The sequence below is a fragment of the Pseudomonas sp. QS1027 genome (assembly GCF_002814235.1).
GTDB lineage: Bacteria > Pseudomonadota > Gammaproteobacteria > Pseudomonadales > Pseudomonadaceae > Aquipseudomonas.
In genome coordinates, this window is the sequence record NZ_PHSU01000008.1 from 113,121 (window position 1) to 135,318 (window position 22,198).

Consider the following 22,198-nt stretch of genomic DNA (forward strand, 5'->3'; position numbering starts at 1 on the left):
GATCACTCCACAAACAGGCTGGCGGGTTGTTCGAGCAAGCCGCGAATGGCCTGGATGAATTGGGCCGCGTCCATGCCGTCGACCACCCGATGATCGAAGGAGCTGGACAGGTTCATCATCTTGCGGATGACGATCTGGCCCTTGATGACCACGGGCCGCTCGACAATGCGGTTGACCCCGACAATGGCCACTTCCGGCAGGTTCAGCACCGGTGTGCTGACAATCCCGCCCAACGCCCCGAGGCTGGTCAGGGTGATGGTCGAACCGGACATTTCATCACGACTGGCCTTGCCGCTACGGGCGGCCTGGGCCAGGCGGTTGATCTCATCCGAGGTGCCCCAGAGGTTGAGGCTCTCGGCATGGCGCACCACCGGCACCATCAGGCCACCGTCAGTCTGCGCGGCAACCCCGACATGCACCGCGCCATGGCGGGTGATGACCTGGGCTTCGTCGTCATAACGCACGTTGATCTGCGGGAAGTCCCGCAGGGCCACGACCATCGCCCGCACCAGGAAGGGCAGCAGGGTCAGCTTGCCGCGGCTGTCGCCGTACTTGTGATTCAGGTGCACCCGCAGCTCTTCGAGGGCGGTGACATCGACTTCCTCGACATAGCTGAAGTGAGCGGCGCGACGCTTGGCGTCCTGCATGCGCTGGGCGATCTTGCGGCGCAGGCCGATCACCGGGATCTGCTGTTCGTCGGTGCGCTTGGCATAGCTGGCAACGGCCGGGGCCGGTTGCTCGGATTGAGCCAGGTAAGCGTCGAGGTCGTCGTGCAGGATGCGCCCGGCCGGGCCGCTGCCGTGGACGAAACGCAATTCGATCCCGGCATCCCAGGCGCGCTTGCGCACGGCGGGGGAGGCCAGCGGACGTTCATCGGCGGCACGGGCCACCGGGGCAGGGCGAGGCGCTGCGGCAATGGCCGGCGCCGGTTTGGCGACGGGCTTGCTCGGTGCTTCAGCTTCGGCAACCGGCTTTTCCACGACGGCGGCAGGCGCCGCTTTCGGCGCCGGCGCTTCAGTGCCTTCGCGCAGATTGCCGGCGCCTTCCACTTCAATGCTGATCAGCACACTGCCGACCGCCATGACTTCACCGGGCACACCGCCCAGGGCAATCACCTTGCCGTGCACCGGCGAGGGGATATCGACCATGGCCTTGTCGGTCATGACGTCCGCCAGCACCTGGTCTTCGACCACCAGGTCACCGACCTGCACGTGCCACTGGGACAGTTCGACTTCTGCGATGCCTTCGCCAATGTCCGGCATCTTGATGATATGAGTACCCATTCAGACCTCCATGACCCGTTTCAAGGCCGCACCGACCCGCACCGGGCCGGGGAAATAAGCCCATTCCTGTGCGTGGGGGTAAGGCGTGTCCCAGCCGGTGACGCGCTCGATCGGCGCTTCCAGGTAATGGAAGCAATGCTCCTGGACCAGGGCGATCAGCTCGGCACCGAAGCCGCAGGTGCGGGTGGCTTCGTGGACGACGACACAACGACGGGTTTTCTTCACGGAATTGACGATGGTTTCCAGGTCCAGCGGCCAGAGGCTGCGCAGGTCGATGACTTCGGCGTCGACCCCGGTTTCCTCGGCGGCGGCCTGGGCCACATAGACGGTGGTGCCGTAGGTGAGAATGGTCACTTCGCTGCCCGGGCGGACAATCGCCGCGCAGTCCAGCGGCACGGTGTAGTAGCCCTCGGGCACGGCACTGGCCGGGTGCTTGGACCACGGCGTCACCGGACGTTCGTGGTGGCCGTCGAACGGGCCGTTGTACAGGCGCTTGGGCTCGAGGAAGATCACCGGGTCATCGTTCTCGATGGCGGCGATCAGCAGGCCCTTGGCGTCGTAGGGGTTGGACGGCATCACCGTGCGCAGGCCGCAGACCTGGGTGAACATCGCTTCCGGGCTCTGGCTGTGGGTCTGGCCGCCGTAGATGCCGCCGCCGCAGGGCATGCGCAGGGTCATCGGCACGGTGAACTCGCCGGCGGAGCGGTAGCGTATCCGCGCCGCTTCCGAGACGATCTGGTCGGAGGCCGGGTAGAAGTAGTCGGCGAACTGGATTTCCGCCACCGGGCGCAGGCCATAGGCGCCCATGCCGACGGCGACGCCGACGATGCCACTTTCCGAGATCGGGGCGTCAAACACCCGCGAGGTGCCGTATTTGCCCTGCAGGCCTTCGGTGCAGCGGAACACACCGCCGAAGTAGCCCACGTCCTGGCCGAACACCACCACGTTGTCGTCGCGCTCGAGCATCACATCCATGGCCGAGCGCAGGGCCTGGATCATGGTCATGGTGCTGGTGGCCACGGCGTTCTCCGTTTGCAGTTTGCTGTGATCGTTCATGGCTTATAACCCCAATTCCTGACGCTGCCGACGCAAGTGCTCGGGCATGTCCTTGTAGACGTCCTCGAAGATGGTCGCGGCGCTGGGCATCTGCCCGCCGGCCAGGGTGCCGAAGCGTTCGGCTTCCTTCTGCGCGGCGATGATCTCGGCTTCCAGTTCGGCGCTGACCGCGGCGTGCTCTTCCTCGGACCATTGGCCGATGGCGATCAGATGCTGCTTGAGGCGCAGGATCGGGTCGCCCAGGGGGAAGTGGCTCCAGTCATCGGCGGGACGGTACTTGGACGGATCGTCGGAGGTGGAGTGCGGGCCGGCACGGTAGGTGACCCACTCGATCAGGGTCGGCCCGAGGTTGCGCCGGGCCCGTTCGGCGGCCCAGACGGAGGCGGCGTAGACGGCGATGAAGTCGTTGCCGTCGACCCGCAGCGAAGCGATGCCGCAGCCCACGCCACGCCCGGCGAAGGTGGTGGCTTCACCGCCAGCGATGGCCTGGAAGGTGGAGATCGCCCACTGGTTGTTGACCACGTTGAGGATCACCGGGGCGCGGTAGACGTGGGCGAAGGTCAGGGCGGTGTGGAAGTCCGACTCGGCGGTGGCGCCGTCGCCGATCCAGGCGGAAGCGATCTTGGTATCGCCCTTGATCGCCGAGGCCATGCCCCAGCCGACGGCCTGGACGAACTGCGTGGCCAGGTTGCCGGAAATGGTGAAGAAGCCGTGGTCACGCACCGAGTACATGATCGGCAGTTGCCGGCCCTTGAGCGGATCGCGCTCGTTGGACAGCAACTGGCAGATCATGTCCACCAGCGGTACGTCCCGGGCCATCAGGATGCTCTGCTGGCGGTAGGTGGGGAAGCACATGTCGTCGAGGTTCAGGGCCAGGGCCTGGGCGCTGCCGATGGCTTCCTCGCCGAGGCTCTGCATGTAGAACGACATTTTTTTCTGGCGCTGGGCAACCACCATGCGCGTGTCGAAGATCCGGGTCTTGAGCATGGCGCGCATGCCCTGGCGCAGGATCGCCACCGGCACGCCTTCGGCCCAGGGACCAAGGGCCTGGCCCTGGTCGTCGAGCACGCGGATCAGGCCCTTGGCCAGGTCGGCGGTGTCGGCGGGTTCGACGTCGATAGGGGGTTTGCGGACCTGGCCGGCATCGGTCAGGCGCAGGTAACTGAAGTCGGTCTTGCAACCCGGACGGCCTGAGGGTTCAGGAACGTGCAGGCGCAGCGGTGCGTACGCTGAGGTCATGGCTTTCTACGCTCTATCTTGTGAATTTCTTGTAGTGGGCGCGCGAGCTGGCAGTCATCCCCTGGGTAAGGGAAATCTTGTCCTACAACAATCATAGGCCGGACGAAGGAGAATATTTCTCTCTGTTTCATTGCGCTTAAGACGATTTGCAGATAAAAAATCTGCATAACCATAAAAAACAGGTGTTTTTATCTCATGCGCAAACTGGATCGCACCGATATCGGGATTCTCAACAGTCTTCAGGAGAATGCCCGCATCACCAACGCCGACCTCGCCCGTTCGGTCAACCTGTCGCCGACGCCGTGCTTCAACCGGGTCAAGGCCATGGAGGAACTGGGGCTGATTCGCGAGCAGGTGACCTTGCTCGATCCGGAATTGCTCGGGCTGCACGTCAACGTGTTTATCCATGTCAGCCTGGAAAAACAGGTGGAAGAGGCGTTGCAGCATTTCGAGGCGGCGATTGCCGATCGACCGGAAGTGATGGAGTGCTACCTGATGGCTGGGGACCCGGACTATCTGATCCGCGTGCTGGTGCCGACGATCCAGGCGCTGGAGCGCTTCATGATGGATTTTCTGACCAAGGTGCCGGGGGTGGCGAACATCCGCTCCAGTTTTGCCCTCAAGCAGGTGCGCTACAAGACGGCGCTGCCGTTGCCGGCGGGCGGTCTGACCCTGGGCAGTTGAGAAAACGGGAGAGGTTGAGCCAGTAGCGAGGAGAGGGGGGAGCTTTCGTCAGCCGCGGCCAATGGCAGGGCTGACGAGGGAGCAGGCTTGTTACTTTGGCTCTTTGTCTCCGGCAGACAGGCCGGCCTGGATACGCTGGTAAATCTCTTCACGGTGCACGGCAACGTCTTTGGGAGCGTTGATGCCGACCCGGACTTGCTGGCCGCTAACGCCCAGAATCGTGATCGTGATGTTGTCACCGATGTTGATGCTTTCACCGACTTTGCGGGTGAGTATCAGCATGTCTTTCTCCTTGAATGTTACTAAGGTGCCTTTCTCAGGCATTCCTGGCTTAGGTCTTACACACAGAATACCGCTAAGTGCATTCGAACGGGTGGCTCATTACAGACGTCATTTCATTCTATTTAATTCCCCAGAGTCGGAAAATCGTCGGTAATTCAGCCTGATAAGACCGCCACAGCCAGTGGAACGAGGTTAAGACAGGCTGCAAGGTGATAAAATCACATTAACTGATCATTACGGGAGACGCTTTGTGCGCAGAATAGCAGTGATGGTGGCACTCGTGGTGCTGGGCGGTTGTGGCGATGGCTCGGGAAACAAGGTCGAGCCGGCGAAAGTGGCTTCGGCGCCGGCCGTGGCGGCGGCGCCAGTGGTCGGCGGCTGGGATCTGCTGATCAAGGATGACAAGACCAAGGCCCTCACCGACTGGACGGCCTGGCTGATCGAACACGGTTATCCGTTCAAGATCCTCGATGATGGCAAGGTCATTGCCGGGCCGTTCGCGAGCAAGGAAATTGCCGAGCAGAAGAAGGCGCAACTGGCCGACAAGCAGAACATGGATTCCGAGGTGGTGGAGCACAAGGCGCCCGCCGACAGCTCAGCGCAAAATACCGCTGCGCCGGCGCCGGGCTATTGAGCCTCAGCCGCAGGCCTTGAGGTTCACCGGCCCGACAAACCCGTTGCCGTGGCCCATGACGCAGGCCACGCTCTGGTTGCGCTGGCGTTCCCAGGCCTGGACCGGGTAGGTCTTGTTCCACGCTTCGTACAACTGCCGATCCTGTCTCGACAGGCGCAGGCCGTACTGTTTGCTCATGTAGAAATAGGTCCGCGCGATCATCCCGCGAATCGATGGGCGTGGCATGACCTTCTTGGCCTTGAAGTCGACCTGGGTCAGGCAGGACCCGTATTGGCCCTTCTGCACCGGCAACCAGCCGAAGCTGAAGTTGCTGCGGTCGCCGTTGACCTCGCCGATGCTCGGCACCAGGTTGTGCAAATCGGCCTCGGCTTTCTTGTAGGTCGCATCGTTCTGGCTGCAGTTCTTGCGTCCGCCCTGTTGCCAGCACTGGCGCTGATGACCGATCTGCCAGGCCGGGACAATGTGCTCCCACTCGATGCGTTCAGCCCGCTTGGCATTCTTGCGCGGTACATAGCCGCAGGCCGCGAGGTCGACCCGGTTGCCGTTGTACTTGCAGCCACAATAAAACTCCGTGGACTGCCGGGCGTAGAGCTTCCAGGCGACTTTCTTGGCTTCGGCGAAGGTGCGGGGTGCATCGGCCTGGGCCGGTAAAACACAGAAAAAACACAGCAAAGCGATAAAGCGGACAATCATTGGTTCAGTCTTCCTTCGGCACAACCCAGAAAATCTGCACGCCACCGTCGTCGCGGTAGGCCAGCGTGACGTTGTCGTTCTCGGCAATTTCCTCGAGCAGTTGCTCCCACTCGTCCACCGGTTCGTCCGGCAACCGAAAGAGCAGGGCGGCCTTGGCTTTTTGGGCGTTCGGCGAATTGATGATTTTCTGGACGCGCAGGCCCATGCGTTCGTAGGTGCTGGGGGTTGCAGAGGCGGAAGTTGAGTTGGCCACGGAACAATCCTTAATTAGCTGTACGTGCATACAGTATTTAACTGTAAGCCATTTCGCAACTGTCAGGGAATGATGAGGTGCTTCTGACAGCGCTTTTTGCGATTTGGTGCACGCCAATCAAGAAATTATTAGGTTTTACAGTGGGATGCGCAGTATGACGGCGGTAGCGGGGGGCCGACGCCAGGGAAATCCTCGCCCGACCTCGTCAAGGAGGCCTTGTTTGTAGGACGAGCGGCTATGCTGTGACAGACCGTTGACAAATCCTCGCAATATTCCCATAGTTGGATTACGCAAACGTTTGCGCGAACCGTTTCCAGGGCTGTGCACACGCATTTCCCGTCACGCTCCTGGCGTTGCTCACAACAATCATAAGATCCGGAGTACACCCATGAAGTTGCCATTCGCTGGACGCCTTCTTGCTGTCGCCGTACTTGCTGCCGCCTCTGCCACCCTGCCGCTGTCCCAGGCCTTTGCTGCCGACGCCGCCGCCAAGCCCAAAGTCGGCCTGGTGATGAAATCCCTCGCCAACGAGTTCTTCCGCACCATGGAAGACGGCGCCAAGGATTACCAGAAAGCCCACACCGCCGATTTCGACCTGATCTCCAACGGCATCAAGAACGAAACCGACACCACCGCGCAGATCGACATCGTCAACCAGATGATCGTCTCCAAGGTCAACGCCATCGTGATCGCCCCGGCCGACTCCAAGGCCATGGTCTCGGTGATCAAGAAAGCCAAGGATGCCGGGATCGTCGTCATCAACATCGACAACCAGCTCGACGCTGGCGTGCTGAAAAGCAAAGGCATCGAAGTGCCGTTCGTAGGGCCTGACAACCGCAAGGGCGCGCGCCTGGTCGGCGAGTACCTGGCCAAGCAGCTGAAAACCGGTGACGAGGTCGGCATCATCGAAGGGGTGTCCACCACCACCAACGCCCAGATGCGCACCGCCGGTTTCACCGATGCGATGAAAGCCGCGGACATGAAGATCGTCTCCGTGCAGTCCGGCGATTGGGAAATCGACAAGGGCAACGCGGTCGCCTCGGCGATGCTCAACGAATACCCGAACCTCAAGGCGCTGCTGGCCGGCAACGACAGCATGGCCCTGGGCGCGGTCTCCGCCGTCCGTTCGGCGGGCAAGGCCGGCAAGGTGCAGGTGGTGGGCTATGACAATATCAACGCCATCAAGCCGATGCTCCAGGACGGTCGTGTACTCGCCACCGCCGACCAGTTCGCGGCCCGCCAGGCGGTGTTCGGCATCGAAACCGCACTGAAAATCATCAAGGGTGAAAAAGTCGACAGCAAGGACGGCGTGATCGAAACCCCGGTCGAGCTGGTACTCAAGAAGTAAACCACTCGCCGTTCAACGTGCCCGCTCGTCCTGAGCGGGCGCATGGAGACTCCCTATGTCATCTTCCGCTCCGAACGCTGTCCTGTCGGTCAGCGGTATCGGCAAGACCTACGCGCAACCTGTCCTCAGCAACATCGACCTGACGTTGCTGCGCGGCGAAGTGTTGGCGCTGACCGGTGAAAACGGTGCCGGCAAAAGCACGCTGTCGAAGATCATCGGCGGGCTGGTCACACCGACCACCGGGCAGATGCTGTTCAACGGTCGCGCCTATACGCCAGGCAGCCGGACCCAGGCTGAAGAGCTGGGTATTCGCATGGTCATGCAGGAACTCAATCTGCTGCCGACGTTGTCCGTGGCGGAAAACCTGTTTCTCGACAACCTGCCCAGCCACGGTGGCTGGATCAGTCGCAAGCAGTTGCGCAGCGCCGCCATCGAAGCCATGGCCCAGGTCGGCCTCGATGCCATCGACCCGGACACCCTGGTCGGCGAGCTGGGCATCGGTCACCAGCAGATGGTGGAAATCGCCCGCAACCTGATCGGCGATTGCCATGTGCTGATTCTCGACGAGCCGACCGCGATGCTCACGGCCCGCGAAGTCGAAATGCTCTTTGACCAGATCACCCGCCTGCAAGCCCGTGGCGTGGCGATCATCTATATCTCCCACCGGCTCGAAGAACTGGCCCGGGTCGCCCAGCGCATTGCGGTCTTGCGCGACGGCAACCTGGTCTGCGTCGAGCCGATGGCCAACTACAACAGCGAGCAACTGGTCAACCTGATGGTCGGCCGCGAGCTGGGTGAACATATGGACATGGGCGTGCGCAAGATTGGCGCGCCGGCCCTGACCATCAAGGGCCTGAGCCGAGCGGACAAGGTGCTCGACGTTTCCTTCGAGGTGCGCGCCGGTGAGATCTTCGGGATTTCCGGGCTGATCGGCGCCGGTCGTACCGAGCTGCTGCGGCTGATCTACGGCGCGGATATCGCCGACAGCGGCACGGTGGGTCTTGGTGCCTCGGCGCAGGTCGCGGACATTCGTTCGCCGGTCGATGCGGTGCGCCATGGCATTGCCCTGATCACCGAAGACCGCAAGGGCGAGGGGTTGCTGCTGACGCAATCCATCAGCGCCAATATCGCCCTGGGCAATATGCCGGCGATTTCCAGTGGCGGCGTGGTCAACGGCCGTGACGAGACGGCGCTGGCACGGCGTCAGATCGACGCCATGCGCATTCGCAGTTCCAGCCCGGACCAATTGGTGTCCGAGCTGTCCGGCGGCAACCAGCAGAAAGTGGTGATCGGCCGCTGGCTGGAGCGCGACTGCGCGGTGCTGTTGTTCGATGAGCCGACCCGCGGGATCGACGTCGGCGCCAAGTTCGATATCTACGCCTTGTTGGGCGAACTGACCCGCCAGGGCAAGGCGCTGGTGGTGGTGTCCAGCGACCTGCGCGAGCTGATGCTGATCTGCGATCGCATCGGCGTGCTCTCGGCCGGACGCCTGATCGAGACCTTCGAGCGTGACCGCTGGACCCAGGATGAGTTGCTTGCCGCCGCGTTCGCCGGCTACCAAAAACGTGATGCGTTGCTCAACGAAGCGGCGCCCAGGAATACCCTATGAAAACTGCACCTTCTGCCGGCAAGACCTCGCGTCACTTCTATGGCCTGGGCACCTACCTGGGCCTGGCGGGCGCGTTGCTCGCCATGATCATCCTGTTTTCCAGCCTGAGCAGTCATTTCCTCTCCTATGACACCTTCAGCACCCTGGCCAACCAGATTCCCGACCTGATGGTGCTGGCGGTGGGCATGACTTTCGTTCTGATCATCGGCGGCATCGACCTGTCGGTGGGCTCGGTGCTGGCCCTGGCGGCTTCGGCGGTCAGCGTGGCGATCCTCGGCTGGGGCTGGGGCGTGTTGCCGGCTTCCGTCCTGGGCATGGGGTGCGCGGCGTTGGCCGGCACCGTGACCGGTTCGATCACCGTGGCCTGGCGCATTCCGTCGTTTATCGTGTCCCTCGGTGTGCTGGAAATGGCCCGGGGCCTGGCCTACCAGATGACCGGCTCGCGCACTGCCTATATCGGCGACTCGTTCGCCTGGCTGTCGAACCCGGTGGCCTTTGGCATCTCGCCTTCGTTCATCATCGCCTTGCTGGTGATCGTCGTGGCCCAGTTGGTGCTGACGCGGACCGTGTTCGGTCGTTACCTGATCGGCATCGGCACCAACGAGGAAGCCGTGCGCCTGGCGGGGATCAATCCCAAGCCTTACAAGATCCTGGTGTTCAGCCTGATGGGCCTGCTCGCCGGTGTCGCCGCGCTGTTCCAGATCTCGCGCCTGGAAGCGGCGGACCCGAATGCCGGTTCCGGCCTGGAGCTGCAAGTGATCGCCGCCGTGGTGATCGGTGGTACCAGCCTGATGGGCGGCCGTGGTTCGGTGATCAGCACCTTCTTCGGCGTACTGATCATCTCGGTGCTGGCGGCGGGTCTGGCACAGATCGGCGCCACCGAGCCGACCAAACGCATCATCACTGGCGCGGTAATCGTGATCGCGGTGGTACTGGATACCTACCGCAGTCAACGCGCCCGTCGGCGGGTCTGAGGCATGGCAACCATCAAGGATGTGGCCGCGTTGGCCGGGATTTCGTACACCACGGTATCCCATGTGCTGAACAAGACGCGCCCGGTCAGCGAACAGGTGCGGCTCAAGGTCGAAGCGGCGATTGCCCAGCTCGACTATGTGCCCAGCGCCGTGGCGCGTTCGTTGAAAGCCAAGACCACCGCGACCATCGGCCTGCTGGTGCCCAACAGTCTCAACCCGTACTTCGCCGAATTGGCGCGGGGCATCGAGGATTACTGCGAGCGCAACAACTACTGCGTGATCCTCTGCAACTCCGATGACGACCCGGACAAGCAACGCAGCTACCTGAGGGTGCTGCTGGAGAAACGGGTCGACGGTTTGATCGTCACGTCCACCGGCGGCGATGACAGCTTTGCCGGCGGTTTGGCGGCGGTGCGTACGCCCATGGTGATTGTCGACCGGGGCATTGCCGGGGTCGAAGCCGACCTGGTGCGTATCGACCACGAAGAGGGCGCCTACCTGGCGACCCGGCACCTGCTGGATCTGGGGCATCGGGCGATTGCCTTTATCGGCGGTCCGGCCGACACCAGCGTGGCGCAGATGCGTCTGGCCGGTTATCGGCGGGCACTGGAACAGGCGTCCGTGCAGGTGCCCGAGCGCTGGGTGGTGGAAAGCGATTTCACCAGCACCGGCGGTTATCAGGCGGCGGCCTTGCTCCTGGAAAAAGACCGGCCCAGTGCGATCTTCGCCGGCAACGACTTGCTCGGCATCGGCGTGCTGCGCGCGGCGGCGGAACGCAATATCCGCGTGCCCAGCGAGCTGTCGGTGATCGGCTTTGACGATATCCAGATGAGCCGTTATGTCTACCCGGCGCTGACCACGGTCGGCCAGTCGATTCTCCAGTTGGGAGAGACGGCGGCCGAAATGCTCTTGAACCGAATCGCCACGCCGCTGCTGGCGGTTGACCGGCGGATTGTTAAGCCAAGTATTGTCCTGCGCGAATCGACGGCCGCGGTGCCGGGTGTGTTTGCGCAATACCGCTGAATCGAATTGATGGGTACTGATGTATGCAAGCAAAAGTAGTGGTGGTGGGCAGCCTCAATATGGACCTGGTCACCCGTGCCGAGCGCTTGCCGCGGGCCGGGGAGACCCTGGTGGGCCAGTCGTTCGCCACGGTGTCCGGCGGCAAGGGCGCGAACCAGGCCGTGGCGGCCGCGCGTCTGGGCGCCACGGTGTCGATGATGGGTTGCGTGGGTGACGATGCCTACGGTCCGCAACTGCGCGATGCGTTGTTGGCGGAGGGGATCGATTGCCAGGCGGTCACGGTTGCGCCGGGCGTGTCCAGTGGCGTCGCGCTGATCGTTGTCGATGACAACAGCCAGAACGCCATTGTGATTGTCGCAGGCGGCAACGGTTGTCTCTCCCCTGAAGTGCTCAAGGGTTTTGACGCGGTGCTCCAGGACGTGGATGTGATCATCTGCCAGCTGGAAGTGCCGATGGAAACCGTCGGCTACACGCTCAAGCGTGGGCGTGAGCTGGGCAAGATCGTGATCCTCAACCCGGCGCCGGCCAGTGCGCCGCTGCCGGCCGACTGGTACGCGTCGATCGACTACCTGATTCCCAATGAAAGCGAAGCCTCGGCCCTGAGCGGCCTGCCGGTGGACTCCCTGGAAAGTGCCAAGGCCGCCGCCGCCCAACTGATGGCCGCCGGGGCAGGGAAGGTGATCGTCACCCTCGGCGCCCAGGGTTCGTTGTTCGCCGATGGCCAGGGTTTTGCGCATTTCCCGGCGCCGAAGGTCAAGGCCCTCGATACCACGGCGGCCGGCGACACCTTTGTCGGTGGTTTCGCGGCGGCGCTGGCCCAAGGGCAAAGCGAAGCCGAGGCCATTCGCTTCGGCCAGGTCGCGGCGGCGCTGTCGGTGACCCGCGCCGGTGCCCAGCCGTCCATTCCCCACTTGTCCGACGTACAAGGTTTCAAATCGCCATGAAAAAGACACCGCTGCTCAATATTGCCCTGTCGCGCCTGATCGCGTCCCTTGGTCACGGCGACATGGTGGTCATCGGCGACGCCGGCCTGCCGGTCCCGCCGGGTGTGGAACTGATCGACCTGGCCCTGACCCACGGGATCCCCGATTTCGTCAGCACCTTGCGCACGATACTCAGCGAAATGCAGGTCGAGAGCCATGTGCTGGCCGAGGAAATCCTGCTCAAGCGCCCACCGGCCCTGGAACACCTCGACGCGCTGAACGCCGAGGGCGCCTTGGGGCAGCGTCGGCTGCTCAGCCATGAAGAATTCAAAGTGCTCAACCGCAAGGCCAGGGCCGTCATCCGCACCGGCGAATGCCAGCCTTACTGCAACGTCGTGCTGGTGGCCGGCGTTACGTTCTAACCTTTCTTTCTCGCACAAGGAGTGCGCTATGCAACGCTATGCTCAGATCTTGCAACGCTGGTTTCGGAGTCTGCTGATTTTGTCCTTCCTCACGGCTACAGGCGCCCAGGCGGCGGAAAAGATCGACCTGATCATCGACACCGACCCGGGGGCCGACGACGTGGTGGCGCTGCTGTTCGCCCTGGCCTCGCCGGAAGAGCTGCATATCCGTGCGCTGACCACCGTGGCCGGCAACGTGCGCCTGGACAAGACCTCGCGTAATGCCCGCCTGGCCCGCGAGTGGGCAGGGCGCGAAGAGGTGCCTGTGTATGCCGGCGCGCCCAAGCCGCTGCTGCGTACGCCGATCTACGCCGAGAATATCCACGGTAAGGAAGGCATCTCCGGCGTCACCGTGCATGAACCCAAGGCGCCTCTGGCCAAGGGCAATGCGGTCAATTACCTGATCGAGACCCTGCGTGCGGCCGAGCCCCACAGCATCACCATTGCCATGCTCGGGCCAGAAACCAACCTGGCGCTGGCCTTGATCCAGGATCCCGAGATCACCCAGGGCATCAAGGAAGTGGTGGTCATGGGCGGTGCGCACTTCAACGGTGGCAATATCACCCCGGTCGCCGAATTCAATATGTTCGCCGATCCCCAGGCCGCCGAAGTGGTGCTCAAGAGCGGCGTCAAGCTGACCTACCTGCCCCTGGACGTGACCCACAAGATCCTCACCAGCGACGAGCGCCTGAAGAAGATCGCGGCACTGAACAACAACGCCAGCAAGGTGGTCAGTGATATCCTCAACGAATACGTCAAGGGCGACATGGAACACTACGGTATTCCTGGCGGCCCGGTACACGACGCCACCGTCATCGCCTACCTGCTCAAACCCGAGCTGTTCAGCGGACGTCAGGTCAATATGGTGATCGACAGCCGTGAAGGCCCGACCTTCGGCCAGACCATCGTCGACTGGTACGACGGCCTGAAACAGCCCAAGAACGTGTTCTGGGTCGAGAATGGCGATGCCCAAGGCTTCTTCAACTTGCTGACAGAGCGTCTGGCACGCCTTAAGTGATATCCATGCAGATCGATCTGAACAACCCTGACAACCTGACCCAGGACGCCGTGCGCCAGATGCTCGCGGCGGCCAGCGATGAGGAGCATACCCAGCTGCGCGTGACGCGCTCGGGCCTGGCGTATATCTCCTCGGGGGTAGTCGGCGGCGCGCAGATCGACGGCTTGCTGTTCCGCCTGGAAACCTGGGCGGCCGGCTCCGGCTACGTCGGCAAGGTCGCGGCCGCCGACGAGGTCTGGGTCATGCAGATATTCAATGCCTTGAAGCAGAACTGGCCCAACCCGCCCTTCGATTACATCGACATTTACTGAACGAAATCGCTCGTTCATATTCAGTCACGATTCCCCGCAGAAGTCGCGGGACAGGTCAGGCAGACTTGTCAGCGGCGGCTGTCGGAATCGGATGATCTGACCCCTTGCGTGCAACCAATGACGCAAATCGCGGTCGCACGCACTCTACTTATTTTATTTGAAGGAGGCTTCATGCCTTGGAAGCTTGCATCCCTGGGGACGCTGTTCGCCCTGTCGGTACTGGCGGGTTGCTCCACCTCCGAGTCATCCGCGGCTAAAGAGCCGGCCAAGGACTCGGGCGCCCAGATCACCTACGATCGTTGCGAAGCCAAAGGCGCCGATTTCACCATCGGCCAGACGGCCTCGGCCGCGCTGCTGCAGCAGGCCCGCACCCGTAGCGGCGCACAGAGCGCGCGGGTCCTGGGTCCCAACGACATGGTCACCCTGGAATACCGCTCGGACCGTCTGAACCTCAACACCGACAGCAGCGGCAAGATCATTCGCGCCAACTGTGGCTGAGGCCTCCGGGCTTTTGTAGCGCCCATAAAAAACCCCGTCGCATGGACGGGGTTTTTTCAGTTCGCGGAAACTTACTCCGGACGAACCTGTGCAGCTTGCATACCCTTTTGGCCTTTCTCAGCCACGAAGGAAACGGTCTGGCCTTCTTTCAGGCTTTTGAAACCGTCGCTTTCGATAGCTTTGAAGTGTACGAACAGGTCGTCACCGCCACCTTGAGGAGTGATGAAGCCGAAGCCTTTTTCATCGTTGAACCATTTTACGGTGCCGGTTTGGCGATTAGACATGGTGTATCTCCAAGAAACATATATTTTCAGTAGTACTGTGCTGCTCAGGCCAACTGGGCACACTGGGCTATCATAGTCGAAATGTTCGACTTGGGAGCCCCCCCCAGCAGCGGATTGCCCATCCGTCGCGCTTTGTTTAGCCGTTTTATTGGCTGGAGGCCCCGGTTTTAAAGGCTTTCACTGAAAACGACAGCCCCTAAAAAAACCCATAAAAGCTGCGTAAATATTGATAAAAATCACCTTTTCCGGTGTTTTTCACCCGGTTTGAGGCCTAAAAACCCCGTGGCTGCGGGTTACTTCTGCACCTTGCAGACGGCGATTTCTTTCAAGGCGCGGTCGCGCAGCTCCTCCGGCGGCATGGTCTTGGAGTTCATCAACTGGGTGATTTCCACGGAGGTGAATTTTTTCTCGATGACATCGGCACCGCAGGTGCAGTGTTGCTGGGCCACAGTCGGGTTGACGCTCTGGCTGGCCGCGCCAACGCAGTCTTTCATGTAGCTGGCTTTGGCGCCGGGCGGCCAGGCGGCCTGTGCGCTCAGTGGCAGCAGCAGGGCGAGCGGGGCGGCAAAAGCGAAAAGATGAATCAGGCGCATGTTCGAATACTCCTTGAAGACAGGTGAATACCGTGTTGCTTGGCATTTGAGGGGCTGAGCGGGGGGCAAGTTCACCCCGGGGCACAAAACCCCCGCGACTTTAGCAGTTTGTGAACGAGGCGATGACCGTTCATCTGTGCTAGCATCCCAGACTTGGTTATTTTTGGTATTGCAGTCGTGTCTCGCGCTCGATACCGAGCCATCAACCCTTTTTTGAACTCCAGTCACTCTGGTTCGTTTCCGGTTGGCCTTACGGCTCCTGCCACTGTGCGGCAGGCGTTTTTGATTAAACGGCTGGACGAATCGCGTACTGGCTGCTCATCCCAACCCACGTGACCTTTGGTAGGGGTCACCACTAGGAGAGGAGGCGCCATGCCCACTATTACTCTTCCCGACGGCAGTCAACGTTCGTTCGACCATCCGGTTTCCGTAGCCGAAGTCGCCGCTTCCATTGGCGCGGGCCTGGCCAAGGCCACCGTGGCCGGCAAGGTCAACGGCAAGCTGGTCGACGCCAGCGACCTGATCGACAGCGACGTTACCCTGCAAATCATCACGCCCAAGGACGAAGAGGGGCTGGAGATCATTCGCCACTCTTGCGCGCACCTGGTTGGCCACGCGGTCAAGCAGCTGTACCCGACGGCGAAAATGGTCATCGGTCCGGTCATCGATGAAGGTTTTTACTACGATATCGCCTATGAGCGTCCGTTCACCCCGGACGACCTGGCCGCGATCGAGCAGCGCATGCAGCTGCTGATCGAAAAAGACTACGACGTGATCAAGAAGGTCACGCCACGCGCCGAAGTCATCGACGTGTTCACCCAGCGCGGCGAAGACTACAAGCTGCGCCTGGTCGAAGACATGCCGAATGAGCAGACCATGGGGCTGTACTATCACGAAGAATATGTCGACATGTGCCGTGGTCCGCACGTGCCGAACACCCGCTTCCTGAAATCCTTCAAGCTGACCAAGCTGTCCGGCGCCTACTGGCGCGGCGATGCCAAGAACGAACAGCTGCAGCGCGTCTACGGCACTGCCTGGGCGGACAAGAAGCAATTGGCCGCCTACGTCCTGCGTATCGAAGAAGCGGAAAAGCGCGACCATCGCAAGATTGGCAAGCGCCTGGGCCTGTTCCATACCCAGGAAGAAGCGCCGGGCATGGTGTTCTGGCACCCGAACGGCTGGACCCTGTACCAGGTGCTCGAGCAGTACATGCGCAAGGTGCAGCGTGACAACGGCTATCTGGAGATCAAGACCCCGCAAGTGGTCGATCGCTCCCTGTGGGAGAAGTCCGGGCACTGGGCCAACTATGCCGAAAACATGTTCACCACCCAGTCGGAAAGCCGCGACTACGCCATCAAGCCGATGAACTGCCCGTGCCACGTACAGGTGTTCAACCAGGGCCTGAAGAGCTACCGCGAGCTGCCGATGCGCCTGGCCGAGTTCGGTGCCTGTCACCGCAACGAGCCATCGGGTGCGCTGCACGGCATCATGCGCGTGCGGGCTTTCACCCAGGACGACGCCCACATTTTCTGCACCGAAGAGCAGATGCAGGCTGAATCCGCGGCGTTCATCAAGCTGACCATGGATGTCTACGCCGACTTCGGCTTCAAAGACATCGAAATGAAGCTGTCCACCCGCCCTGAAAAGCGCGTGGGTTCCGACGAACTGTGGGATCGCGCCGAAAGCGCACTGGCTGCCGCGCTCGACAGCGCCGGCCTGCCGTACGACCTGCAGCCGGGCGAGGGCGCCTTCTACGGTCCGAAAATCGAATTTTCGCTCAAGGACTGTCTCGGTCGCGTGTGGCAGTGTGGTACCCTGCAGCTCGATTTCAACCTGCCGATCCGTTTGGGCGCCGAATACGTGTCCGAAGACAACAGCCGTAAGCACCCGGTCATGCTGCACCGGGCGATCCTCGGCTCCTTCGAGCGTTTCGTCGGGATTCTGATCGAGCACTACGAGGGTGCGTTCCCTGCTTGGCTGGCGCCAACCCAGGCCGTGATCATGAATATCACGGACAAGCAGGCTGATTTTGCCCTCGAAGTGGAAAAAACTCTGGCCGAAAGCGGATTTCGTGCCAAGTCTGACTTGAGAAATGAAAAGATCGGCTTTAAAATCCGCGAGCATACTTTGCTCAAGGTTCCCTATCTTTTGGTTATCGGAGATCGGGAAGTCGAGATGCAGACTGTCGCTGTGCGTACTCGTGAAGGTGCTGACCTGGGCTCGATGCCCGTCGCCCAGTTCGCCGAGTTCCTCGCGCAAGCGGTTTCCCGGCGTGGTCGCCCAGATTCGGAGTAATTACTATTAAGCGTGAAATGAGACAAGATAAACGAGCTGCACCGAAGGCCCCGATCAACGAGAATATCTCGGCACGCGAGGTTCGGTTAATTGGCGCTGATGGCGAGCAGATTGGCATCGTCTCGATTGATGAAGCGCTTCGGATTGCCGAAGAAGCCAAACTGGATCTGGTGGAAATTTCCGCCGATGCAGTGCCACCCGTCTGCCGGGTGATGGACTACGGCAAGTCGATTTTCGAAAAGAAAAAGCAAATTGCTGCTGCGAAGAAAAACCAGAAGCAAGTGCAGGTTAAAGAAATCAAGTTTCGTCCAGGGACGGAGGAAGGGGATTACCAGGTAAAACTGCGCAACCTGGTACGTTTCCTGAGTGATGGGGACAGGGCCAAGGTTTCCTTGAGATTCCGCGGTCGTGAGATGGCCCACCAGGAGCTGGGGATGGAACTCCTCAAGCGGGTTGAAGGTGACCTGCTCGAGTACGGTTCGGTCGAACAGCATCCTAAGATGGAAGGACGCCAGCTTATTATGGTCATCGCCCCGAAAAAGAAGAAGTAACCACCAGGGCACGGCAGGCCTTGCGGTTATGTTTATCAACTGAATGCGGAGTATCCGAACATGCCAAAGATGAAAACTAAAAGTGGTGCTGCCAAGCGGTTTCTGAAAACTGCTAACGGCATCAAGCACAAGCACGCTTTCAAGAGCCACATCCTGACCAAAATGTCGACCAAGCGTAAGCGTCAACTGCGCGGTAGCAGCTTGCTGCATCCGTCTGACGTGGCAAAAGTCGAGCGCATGCTGCGCCTTCGTTAATTTTTGGTTGAATAGAGGAAGTAACTCATGGCTCGTGTAAAGCGTGGCGTCATTGCCCGTAAGCGTCACAAAAAGATTCTGAAACTTGCAAAAGGCTACTACGGCGCTCGCTCGCGCGTATTCCGTGTTGCCAAGCAAGCGGTCATCAAGGCAGGCCAATACGCCTACCGCGACCGTCGTCAGAAAAAACGTCAGTTCCGCGCTCTGTGGATCGCTCGTATCAACGCTGGTGCGCGTATCAACGGTCTGTCCTACAGCCGTTTCATCGCTGGCCTGAAAAAAGCGTCGATCGAAATCGACCGTAAGGTTCTGGCTGATCTGGCTGTGAACGAAAAAGCGGTGTTTGCTGCGATTGTCGAGAAAGCTAAAGCCACCTTGGCTTAAGTACCCCCCGACAATCACCGGGCTTCGCTTTTGTGAGGTTCGGTGTCAAACGTCATAAATAGGGGAAGAGCCTTTAAGCTCTTCCCCTATTTCGTATCTGGAGTCTGTACATGGAAAACCTGGACGCGCTGGTCTCTCAAGCTCTCGAGGCTGTGCAAAGCGCTGAAGATATCAATGCCCTGGAGCAAATCCGGGTTCACTACCTTGGCAAGAAAGGCGAATTGACTCAGGTGATGAAGACCCTGGGCAGCTTGCCGGCAGAGGAGCGTCCGCAAGTCGGTGCGCTGATCAACGTCGCCAAGGAGCGTGTCACAGAGGTTCTCAATGCGCGCAAGGCGTCGTTCGAGGAGGCCGACCTGGCCACCAAGCTCGCGGCCGAGTCCATTGACGTGACCCTGCCTGGCCGCGGCCAGACTTCCGGTGGTTTGCATCCGGTCACCCGGACTCTGGAACGTGTCGAACAATTTTTCACCCACATCGGCTACGGCATCGCCGAAGGTCCCGAGGTGGAAGACGATTACCACAACTTCGAAGCGCTCAACATCCCAGGCCATCACCCGGCCCGGTCGATGCATGACACCTTCTATTTCAATGCCAACATGTTGCTGCGCACCCATACCTCGCCGGTACAGGTCCGCACCATGGAATCGAAAAAGCCGCCGATCCGCATCGTCTGCCCAGGCCGTGTGTACCGTAGCGACTCGGATATCACCCACTCGCCGATGTTCCACCAGGTCGAAGGCCTGCTGGTCGATCGCGACATCAACTTCGCCGACCTGAAAGGCACCATCGAAGAGTTCCTGCGGGTGTTCTTCGAGAAGGAACTGGCGGTGCGTTTCCGTCCTTCCTACTTCCCGTTCACCGAGCCGTCCGCTGAAGTCGACATGGAATGCGTGATGTGCAGCGGTAAAGGCTGCCGCGTCTGCAAGCAGACCGGCTGGCTGGAAGTCATGGGCTGCGGCATGGTTCACCCGAACGTGCTGCGCATGTCCGGGATCGACCCGGAAGAGTTCCAGGGCTTTGCCTTCGGCATGGGCGTTGAACGCCTGGCCATGCTGCGTTACGGCGTGAACGACTTGCGCCTGTTCTTCGACAACGACTTGCGGTTCCTCGCGCAATTTCGCTAGGTCGCGACCCGTAACGAATCTATTAGGAGAGCAGGATGAAATTCAGTGAACAATGGCTGCGTGGCTGGGTAAGCCCGCAAGTGAGCCGCGACGAGCTGGTCGCTCGTCTGTCCATGGCCGGTCTTGAGGTCGATAGCGTGACGCCGGCCGCCGGCGCGTTCAGTGGTGTGGTCGTCGGTGAAGTCCTCAGCACCGAACAGCACCCGGATGCCGACAAGCTGCGTGTGTGCCAGGTCAGCAATGGTTCGGAGACCTTCCAGGTGGTCTGCGGCGCGCCGAATGTGCGCCCGGGCCTGAAGATCCCGTTCGCGATGATCGGTGCCGAACTGCCCGGCGACTTCAAGATCAAGAAGGCCAAGCTGCGGGGCGTCGAGTCCAACGGCATGCTCTGCTCGCAAGCCGAGCTGCAGGTCGGTGAAGGCAATGACGGCCTGATGGAGCTGGCGGCCGATGCGCCGGTCGGCGAAGACATTCGTGTCTACCTGAGCCTGGACGATGCCAGCATCGAGGTCGACCTGACCCCGAACCGTGGCGACTGCCTGTCCCTGGCCGGTCTGGCCCGTGAAGTCGGCGCGCTGTATGCCGCTCCGGTCGCCCGCCCGGTAGTACCGGCTGTGCCTGCCGTGCACGACGAAGTCCGTTCGATTGAAGTCCTGGCGCCGGCAGCCTGCCCGCGTTACCTGGGCCGTGTGATCCGTAACGTCGACCTTTCGAAGCCGACCCCGCTGTGGATGGTCGAGCGCCTGCGTCGTTCCGACGTGCGCAGCATCGACGCCGCCGTCGACATCACCAACTACGTGATGATCGAGCTGGGCCAGCCGCTGCACGCTTTCGATCTTTCCGAGATCAATGGCGGCATCCGCGTGCGCATGGCTGAAGAAGGCGAGAAGCTGGTGCTGCTCGACGGCCAGGAAGTCACCCTGCGTAGCGATACCCTGGTGATTGCCGACCACACCCGCGCCCTGGCGATTGCCGGCGTGATGGGGGGCGAGCACAGCGGCGTCAACACCGCGACCACCCGTGACATCTTCCTCGAAAGCGCGTTCTTCGATCAGATCGCTGTCGCTGGCAAGGCCCGTTCCTATGGCCTGCACACCGATGCCTCGCACCGCTACGAGCGTGGCGTGGACTGGCAACTGGCCCGTGAAGCCATGGAGCGCGCCACTGGCCTGCTGCTGGAAATCACCGGTGGCGAAGCCGGCCCGATCATCGAAACCGTCAGCGAAGCGCACCTGCCTTCCATTGCTCCGGTGACCCTGCGTGCCGAACGCATCACCCAGATGCTGGGCATGGAAATGGATGCACCGCAGGTCGAGCGCCTGTTGTCCGGCCTGGGCCTGGGCATTGTCGCCAGCGGAGCAGGGCAGTGGCAGGTAGAAGTACCAAGCCATCGCTTCGATATCAGCCTGGAAGTCGACCTGATCGAAGAACTGGCGCGCCTGTACGGCTACAACCGCCTGCCGGTTCGTTACCCACAAGCCCGCCTGGCGCCACAAGCCAAGGCTGAAGCCCGTAGCGACCTGCCTGAGCTGCGTCGTCTACTGGTGGCCCGCGGTTACCAGGAAGCGATCACCTACAGCTTCATCGATCCGAAGCAGTTCGAACTGTTCAACCCGGGCGTCGAGCCGTTGCTGCTGGCCAACCCGATCTCCAACGACATGGCGGCCATGCGCTCGTCCCTGTGGCCAGGTCTGGTCAAGGCGTTGCAGCACAACCTGAACCGTCAGCAGGATCGCGTGCGTCTGTTCGAAAGCGGCCTGCGTTTTGTCGGTCAGCTGGAAGGCCTGAAGCAAGAACCGATGCTGGCTGGCGTGGTGTGCGGCAGCCGTCTGCCAGAAGGCTGGGCACAGGGTCGCGACACCGTCGACTTCTTCGACGTCAAGGCTGACGTGGAAGCGCTGCTGGGCTTTGCCGGTGCACTGGATTCGTTCACCTTCGTGCCGGGCAAACACCCTGCGTTGCACCCGGGTCAGACCGCGCGCATCGAGCGGGAAGGGCGTCTGGTCGGTTTCATCGGCGCAATCCACCCCGAATTGTCGAAAACCCTCGGTCTCGACCGTCCGGTCTTCGTTTTCGAGCTGGTATTGGCTGAAGTGGCGTTGGGAAAAATGCCTAAATTCAGCGAGCTGTCGCGCTTTCCTGAAGTGCGTCGTGACCTGGCGTTGCTGGCGGACAAAGGTGTGGCCTCCAGTGCCGTGCTGGACGTAATCCGTGAAAATGCAGGCGAATGGCTCACAGAGCTCAGGCTCTTTGACGTCTATGAGGGTAAAGGCATTGATCCGCATAGAAAAAGCCTTGCAGTTGGCTTGACCTGGCAGCATCCATCGCGCACTCTTAATGACGATGAGGTGAATTCCACGACGCAAAATATCCTCACCTCGCTCGAAACCAGGTTGAACGCCACGTTAAGGAAGTGACGT

The 22,198-nt window shown here is 61.1% G+C and carries 25 protein-coding genes; 17 read left to right on the forward strand and 8 right to left on the reverse strand.

Features of this window, described 5'->3' with window-relative positions; genetic code table 11:
* Nucleotides 1-2: 2 nt before the first annotated feature.
* The 3 genes from CWE01_RS08850 to CWE01_RS08860 are packed head-to-tail and all read right to left on the reverse strand — an operon-like array spanning nt 3 to nt 3,578.
* Complete coding sequence (locus CWE01_RS08850) at nt 3-1,283, reverse strand: dihydrolipoamide acetyltransferase family protein (RefSeq protein WP_100940156.1); 1,281 nt, start codon at nt 1,281-1,283, stop codon at nt 3-5.
* Nucleotides 1,284-2,339 (reverse strand): alpha-ketoacid dehydrogenase subunit beta, encoded by a 1,056-nt coding sequence (locus tag CWE01_RS08855; protein WP_100940157.1) that lies wholly within the window; start codon nt 2,337-2,339, stop codon nt 1,284-1,286. It abuts the gene before it with no gap.
* A gap of 3 nt (nt 2,340-2,342) precedes the next feature.
* On the reverse strand, nt 2,343-3,578 hold the full coding sequence (locus CWE01_RS08860) for a 3-methyl-2-oxobutanoate dehydrogenase (2-methylpropanoyl-transferring) subunit alpha (protein ID WP_100940158.1): 1,236 nt from the start codon (nt 3,576-3,578) through the stop codon (nt 2,343-2,345).
* A gap of 195 nt (nt 3,579-3,773) precedes the next feature.
* Here CWE01_RS08860 and bkdR point away from each other — a divergent pair, with 195 nt between their 5' ends.
* A complete protein-coding gene (bkdR, locus tag CWE01_RS08865) occupies nt 3,774-4,262 on the forward strand; it encodes a Bkd operon transcriptional regulator BkdR (protein WP_100940159.1) in 489 nt (162 codons plus the stop codon).
* 90 nt (nt 4,263-4,352) lie between these two features.
* Here bkdR and csrA read toward each other — a convergent pair whose 3' ends face one another.
* Complete coding sequence (gene csrA / locus CWE01_RS08870) at nt 4,353-4,544, reverse strand: carbon storage regulator CsrA (RefSeq protein WP_100940160.1); 192 nt, start codon at nt 4,542-4,544, stop codon at nt 4,353-4,355.
* A gap of 250 nt (nt 4,545-4,794) precedes the next feature.
* Between csrA and CWE01_RS08875 the strand changes: the two genes are divergently transcribed.
* Entirely contained in the window at nt 4,795-5,178 is a 384-nt protein-coding gene (locus CWE01_RS08875) for an SPOR domain-containing protein (protein ID WP_256579331.1), read from the forward strand.
* Between the two features lie 3 nt (nt 5,179-5,181).
* On the opposite strand, the gene CWE01_RS08880 is transcribed toward CWE01_RS08875, so the two are convergent.
* Together CWE01_RS08880 and CWE01_RS08885 are read right to left on the reverse strand one after the other, a co-directional pair.
* Nucleotides 5,182-5,871: an endonuclease gene (locus tag CWE01_RS08880; protein ID WP_100940162.1), complete on the reverse strand. Its 690-nt coding sequence runs from the start codon at nt 5,869-5,871 to the stop codon at nt 5,182-5,184.
* A 4-nt stretch (nt 5,872-5,875) separates the two neighbouring features.
* Nucleotides 5,876-6,154 (reverse strand): DUF1654 domain-containing protein, encoded by a 279-nt coding sequence (locus CWE01_RS08885; protein ID WP_100940163.1) that lies wholly within the window; start codon nt 6,152-6,154, stop codon nt 5,876-5,878.
* Nucleotides 6,155-6,512: 358 nt separating this feature from the next.
* Here CWE01_RS08885 and CWE01_RS08890 point away from each other — a divergent pair, with 358 nt between their 5' ends.
* From CWE01_RS08890 to CWE01_RS08930, 9 genes are all read left to right on the forward strand, one after another.
* The gene (locus CWE01_RS08890; protein ID WP_100940164.1) at nt 6,513-7,472 is read left to right on the forward strand and encodes a sugar ABC transporter substrate-binding protein; all 960 of its coding nucleotides are present in this window, start codon (nt 6,513-6,515) and stop codon (nt 7,470-7,472) included.
* 55 nt (nt 7,473-7,527) lie between these two features.
* A complete protein-coding gene (locus tag CWE01_RS08895) occupies nt 7,528-9,081 on the forward strand; it encodes a sugar ABC transporter ATP-binding protein (protein WP_100940165.1) in 1,554 nt (517 codons plus the stop codon).
* The gene (locus CWE01_RS08900; RefSeq protein ID WP_100940166.1) at nt 9,078-10,055 is read left to right on the forward strand and encodes an ABC transporter permease; all 978 of its coding nucleotides are present in this window, start codon (nt 9,078-9,080) and stop codon (nt 10,053-10,055) included. The genes CWE01_RS08895 and CWE01_RS08900 overlap by 4 nt, the downstream gene beginning before the upstream one ends.
* 3 nt (nt 10,056-10,058) lie before the next feature.
* Complete coding sequence (locus CWE01_RS08905; protein ID WP_100940167.1) at nt 10,059-11,078, forward strand: LacI family DNA-binding transcriptional regulator; 1,020 nt, start codon at nt 10,059-10,061, stop codon at nt 11,076-11,078.
* Between the two features lie 23 nt (nt 11,079-11,101).
* On the forward strand, nt 11,102-12,022 hold the full coding sequence (gene rbsK, locus CWE01_RS08910; protein WP_100940168.1) for a ribokinase: 921 nt from the start codon (nt 11,102-11,104) through the stop codon (nt 12,020-12,022).
* A complete protein-coding gene (gene rbsD, locus CWE01_RS08915; protein WP_100940169.1) occupies nt 12,019-12,423 on the forward strand; it encodes a D-ribose pyranase in 405 nt (134 codons plus the stop codon). Before rbsK ends, rbsD begins: the two co-directional genes overlap by 4 nt.
* 28 nt (nt 12,424-12,451) lie before the next feature.
* Nucleotides 12,452-13,480, forward strand: a complete 1,029-nt coding sequence (locus CWE01_RS08920) for a nucleoside hydrolase (protein ID WP_100940170.1) — start codon at nt 12,452-12,454, stop codon at nt 13,478-13,480.
* 5 nt (nt 13,481-13,485) lie between these two features.
* Entirely contained in the window at nt 13,486-13,791 is a 306-nt protein-coding gene (locus CWE01_RS08925; RefSeq protein ID WP_100940171.1) for a hypothetical protein, read from the forward strand.
* Nucleotides 13,792-13,962: 171 nt separating this feature from the next.
* Nucleotides 13,963-14,289, forward strand: coding sequence for an I78 family peptidase inhibitor (locus CWE01_RS08930; RefSeq protein ID WP_100940172.1), 327 nt, complete (start codon nt 13,963-13,965; stop codon nt 14,287-14,289).
* Between the two features lie 71 nt (nt 14,290-14,360).
* On the opposite strand, the gene CWE01_RS08935 is transcribed toward CWE01_RS08930, so the two are convergent.
* Nucleotides 14,361-14,573, reverse strand: coding sequence for a cold-shock protein (locus CWE01_RS08935; RefSeq protein ID WP_003179963.1), 213 nt, complete (start codon nt 14,571-14,573; stop codon nt 14,361-14,363).
* Between the two features lie 293 nt (nt 14,574-14,866).
* Nucleotides 14,867-15,166: a hypothetical protein gene (locus CWE01_RS08940; RefSeq protein WP_100940173.1), complete on the reverse strand. Its 300-nt coding sequence runs from the start codon at nt 15,164-15,166 to the stop codon at nt 14,867-14,869.
* Nucleotides 15,167-15,538: 372 nt separating this feature from the next.
* Here CWE01_RS08940 and thrS point away from each other — a divergent pair, with 372 nt between their 5' ends.
* The 6 genes from thrS to pheT all read left to right on the forward strand — a co-directional run bounded on the left by thrS (nt 15,539) and on the right by pheT (nt 22,195).
* A complete protein-coding gene (thrS, locus tag CWE01_RS08945; RefSeq protein WP_100940174.1) occupies nt 15,539-17,461 on the forward strand; it encodes a threonine--tRNA ligase in 1,923 nt (640 codons plus the stop codon).
* A complete protein-coding gene (gene infC / locus CWE01_RS08950) occupies nt 17,461-18,012 on the forward strand; it encodes a translation initiation factor IF-3 (protein ID WP_177103717.1) in 552 nt (183 codons plus the stop codon). The genes thrS and infC overlap by 1 nt, the downstream gene beginning before the upstream one ends.
* 60 nt (nt 18,013-18,072) lie before the next feature.
* Nucleotides 18,073-18,267, forward strand: a complete 195-nt coding sequence (gene rpmI / locus CWE01_RS08955; protein WP_002553160.1) for a 50S ribosomal protein L35 — start codon at nt 18,073-18,075, stop codon at nt 18,265-18,267.
* A 27-nt stretch (nt 18,268-18,294) separates the two neighbouring features.
* The gene (rplT, locus tag CWE01_RS08960; protein WP_100940175.1) at nt 18,295-18,651 is read left to right on the forward strand and encodes a 50S ribosomal protein L20; all 357 of its coding nucleotides are present in this window, start codon (nt 18,295-18,297) and stop codon (nt 18,649-18,651) included.
* 110 nt (nt 18,652-18,761) lie between these two features.
* On the forward strand, nt 18,762-19,778 hold the full coding sequence (gene pheS, locus CWE01_RS08965) for a phenylalanine--tRNA ligase subunit alpha (protein ID WP_100940176.1): 1,017 nt from the start codon (nt 18,762-18,764) through the stop codon (nt 19,776-19,778).
* 35 nt (nt 19,779-19,813) lie between these two features.
* Nucleotides 19,814-22,195 carry a phenylalanine--tRNA ligase subunit beta gene (gene pheT, locus CWE01_RS08970; RefSeq protein ID WP_100940177.1) on the forward strand — a complete coding sequence of 794 codons (2,382 nt, stop codon included), beginning with the start codon at nt 19,814-19,816 and terminating at the stop codon, nt 22,193-22,195.
* The last annotated feature ends 3 nt before the right edge of the window (nt 22,196-22,198 follow it).